General features: G+C 60.1%; 3 protein-coding genes. All 3 read left to right on the top strand.

Features of this window, described 5'->3' with window-relative positions:
- A partial coding sequence (locus AB5Y85_RS09985; protein WP_368221355.1) for a hypothetical protein occupies window positions 1-295 on the top strand: 295 nt, incomplete at its 5' end.
- Between the two features lie 70 nt (window positions 296-365).
- Complete coding sequence (gene rapA, locus AB5Y85_RS09980) at window positions 366-3,233, top strand: RNA polymerase-associated protein RapA (protein ID WP_257688155.1); 2,868 nt, start codon at window positions 366-368, stop codon at window positions 3,231-3,233.
- 115 nt (window positions 3,234-3,348) lie between these two features.
- Complete coding sequence (gene rluA / locus AB5Y85_RS09975; protein WP_139411642.1) at window positions 3,349-4,005, top strand: bifunctional tRNA pseudouridine(32) synthase/23S rRNA pseudouridine(746) synthase RluA; 657 nt, start codon at window positions 3,349-3,351, stop codon at window positions 4,003-4,005.
- Window positions 4,006-4,117 lie beyond the last annotated feature (112 nt).

Below are 4,117 nucleotides of genomic sequence, written 5' to 3'. Positions count from 1 at the left end.
TCTCGAGTCAAGCCTTATTTTCAAAGGCTTTTCGAGGTTACCGACGAGGTTGTTTGCGTTGCCGCTTGCCCTGTCGATGGAGGCGCATTATAGAGACCTGGATCACGCTTGCAAGGGCCTTTTCGAATTAAATTCGCATTTTTGGCTCAACCGCTCACTAATCACCCAAAAAGCGTATTTATCCTGCAATAACACACCCGTTTGGCGAGCTCGCTATCCTCTATATGGCGTGGCGATGGTAGCAGATCAAGGTTGTGGCGATTTGGTCTCTCTACATCTATATGATGCATGGTGATCGAGGTCACGCCTTCGGGTAACATAGCGCCCCTTTGCGATTCACACACTCTTGGGCTTTGGAGAGTTTAATGCCTTTTGCACTTGGCCAGCGTTGGATTAGTGATACAGAGACGGATCTGGGGTTGGGGACTGTCGTTGCTGTTGAAGGACGCATGGTTACCCTGTTGTTTCCGGCTACCGGTGAAAACCGCATGTATGCCAAAGAAGAGGCGCCGGTCACCCGGGTCAGCTTCAATGTGGGCGATCAGATCACCAGTCACGAAGACTGGACCATGACGGTCGACGAAGTGCAGGAGAAAGACGGCCTGCTTATATATGTAGGTGTGCGCACCGACAATGATGAGCCCGTTGCCCTCAAGGAAGTGTTTCTCAACAACTTTATCAAGTTCAACAAGCCGCAGGATCGCCTGTTCGCCGGTCAGATCGATCGGATGTCCCGCTTCACCCTGCGCTACGAGGCGCTGGTCAACCAGCACCAGCGCCGTCGCAACCCGACTCGCGGTCTGGCCGGTGGCCGGGTCAGCCTGATCCCGCACCAGCTCTATATCGCTCATGAAGTGGGTCACCGCTACGCTCCGCGCGTACTGCTGGCCGATGAGGTGGGTCTGGGCAAGACCATCGAAGCGGGCATGATCATTCATCAGCAACTGCTCTCCGGCCGCGCCCATCGCGTGCTCATTCTGCTGCCCGAAACCTTGCAGCACCAGTGGCTGGTCGAAATGCTGCGCCGCTTCAACCTGCACTTCTCCCTGTTTGATGAGGAGCGCTGCATCGAGGCGTTTGCCGATGCGGAGAACCCCTTCGAGACCGAACAGCTGGTGATCTGCAGCCTCGACTTCCTGCGCAAGAAGCGTCGTCGCTTCGAGCAGGTGCTGGAGGCCGAGTGGGATCTGCTGGTTGTCGACGAAGCCCACCATCTGGAGTGGAGTGAAGAGGCGCCGAGCCGCGCCTACGAAATGGTGGAAGCGCTGGCCGAACAGGTGCCGGGCGTACTGCTGCTGACCGCTACCCCGGATCAGCTGGGCCACCAGAGCCACTTTGCCCGTCTGCGCCTGCTCGATCCCGAGCGTTTCTACGACTACGAGGCCTTCCTCGCCGAGGAGCAGGCTTATGGTCAGGTCGCCAGCGCCGCACAAGAGCTGCTGGATGGCGAGACCCTGAGCGATGAAGCCAGACAGATCCTCGCCAGCCAGCTGGAAGGGCTGGACTTGAGCGATGCGACTGCCCGTCAGCAGGCGGTCGCCAAGCTGCTGGATCAGCATGGCACCGGCCGGGTACTGTTCCGCAACAGCCGCGCCAATATTCAGGGCTTCCCCGAGCGTCACCTCAACGTCTACCCCATGCCGCTGCCGGAGCAGTACAAGACTGCCATCAAGGTGATGGGCATGATGGGTGGCAATGGCGGCGATCTGCAGACCCGCGCCTTGCGCTACCTCTACCCCGAGAAGATCTTCCAGCAGTTCGAAGGCGACAACGCCACCTGGACCCAGTTTGACCCGCGCGTCGAATGGTTGCTGGAGCTGCTGCTCTCAGCCCGTCAGCAGAAGGTGCTGGTGATCTGCTCCGAAGCGGCCACCGCCATCGCGCTGGAAGAGGCGCTACGCACCCGTGAAGGGATCCGTGGTGCCGTGTTCCACGAAGGGATGTCGATCCTCGAGCGGGACAAGGCCTCCGCCTATTTCGCCCAGCAAGAGGGTGGCGCCCAGGTGCTGCTCTGCTCCGAGATCGGTTCAGAGGGTCGCAACTTCCAGTTTGCCAGCCATCTGGTGCTGTTCGATCTGCCCCTCAACCCGGATCTGCTGGAGCAGCGTATCGGCCGACTGGATCGTATCGGTCAGCAGAATACCGTCGAGATCCACGTTCCCTATCTGGAAGGGACTGCCCAGCGCGCCCTGCAGCTCTGGTATCACGATGGTCTGGACGCGTTCGAGCAGACCTGCCCGACTGCCCGCCCGGTATTCGAAGCGGTACGTGACGAGCTGTTCGAGCTGCTGGCCGCCAACACCGGCGATCAGGCAGCCCTCGACGCCCTGCTGGTCAAGACCCGCGAACTGCACGAGCCGCTCAAGGCACGACTGGAGCAGGGCCGCGATCGCCTGCTGGAGATCCACTCCAGCGGTGGCGCCGCCGCCCAGCAGCTGGTCGACAAGCTGGCCGCCGAAGATGACGACACCGGCATGATCTCCTTCGCTCTCAAGATGTTCGACGAGATCGGCGTCAATCAGGATGACCGTGGCGAGAACGCGCTGGTGCTGACCCCCGGGGATCACATGCTGGTCTCCAGCTTCCCGGGCCTGCCGCAAGATGGCATGACCATCACCTTCGATCGCAACACTGCCCTGTCGCGTGATGACATGGCGCTGCTCTCCTGGGATCACCCCATGATGCGCGGCGGTATCGACCTGATCCTGGGCTCCGAGATCGGTGCCACCTCGGTCGCACTGCTCAAGAACAAGGCGCTGCCCATCGGCTCCATCCTGCTTGAGCTGATCTTCGTTGCCGAGTCTGCGGCCCATCCCCAGCTCTACCGCTTCATGCCGCCGACGCCGATCCGTTTGCTGATGGACAAGAACGGCCAGAATCTGGGTGAGAAAGTGGCGTTCGATGCCTTCAACCGCCAGCTGACTCCGGTCAATCGCCACCTCGGCAGCAAGCTGGTCACCGCGTCCCAACCGGTGATCCACGGTCTGATTGGCAAGGGCCAGGCCATTGCCGAAGAGCTGAAAGCCGGGATTGTCGACAAGGCCCGTGCCCAGATGGCGCAGACCCTGCAGCAGGATCTGGATCGTCTGGAAGCGCTCAAGGCGGTCAACCCGAACGTGCGAGACAGCGAACTGGATTATCTGCGCAATCTGCAGGCAGAATTGCACCACCTGATCGATCAGACCCAACTCAAGCTGGATGCCATCCGCTTTATCGTGGTCACCCATAACTGACAAGGTACCGACCGACAGCGGCCAGACCCAGCTCAAACTGGATACCCAAGGCCGCTTTGTCGTGGTTACCCATAACTGATGGGGGCTTGCCCCCACCTTCTGATGCGAGACATTTATGTTTGAATACTCACCGCCTCTGGAACCCTGGCTCGATATCCTGTTCAAGGACAAGGACATCATGGTGGTCAACAAGCCCACTGGCCTGCTAAGCGTCCCCGGGCGCGGCCCCGAGAATGAAGACAGCGTCCTGCATCGGGTGAAACAGCAGCACCCCAAGGCGGCGGCAGCTCATCGCCTCGACATGTCCACCACTGGCGTCATTGTCATTCCCCTCAATCCCAACTCTCATCGGGAGCTGAGCCGACAATTTCGCGAGCGGGAGACCGAGAAGCACTACCTCGCCTGGGTGTGGGGCGAGCCGGAGGCAGCATCTGGTCAGGTTGACCTGCCGCTCTGCGTCGACTGGCCAAACCGCCCGAAACAGAAGGTGGATCACGAGGAGGGGCGTCACGCCCTGACCCTGTGGCAGAAACTGAAGGTGGAGAACGGCAACAGCCTGATCAAGCTGACTCCCATCACAGGTCGCTCGCACCAGTTGCGCGTCCATATGCTGGAGCTGGGGCACCCGATCCTGGGTGACAACCTCTACGCCCATCCGGATGCGCTGGCGGCGGCGCCCCATCTCTACCTGCATGCGGCCATGCTGACCATCAGCCACCCCCGCAGTGGCGAGCGGATGACCTTCGAGGCGCCGGCTCCTTTCCCAGTCTGATCCCGCAAATCGCAGAGATAAAAAAGGCTCTGTCCCAATTACGTGTTGAAAGGCTAATCTTGAAGTAGGCCATCACCTTGAGGTCTACCATCATGGATACCCCAGCCTTTCA

The organism is Aeromonas sp. R3-1 (assembly GCF_040908345.1).
Classification (GTDB): Bacteria; Pseudomonadota; Gammaproteobacteria; order Enterobacterales; family Aeromonadaceae; genus Aeromonas; species Aeromonas veronii.
The sequence above is the reverse complement of the archived record's forward strand: the minus strand, read 5'-3'. Positions and strand labels throughout refer to the sequence as shown.

Excerpts from the sequence above, each read along its gene's own strand:
- rapA (WP_257688155.1), top strand. The coding sequence starts at position 366 with ATGCCTTTTGCACTTGGCCAGCGTTGGATTAGTGATACAGAGACGGAT.
- rluA (WP_139411642.1), top strand. The coding sequence starts at position 3,349 with ATGTTTGAATACTCACCGCCTCTGGAACCCTGGCTCGATATCCTGTTC.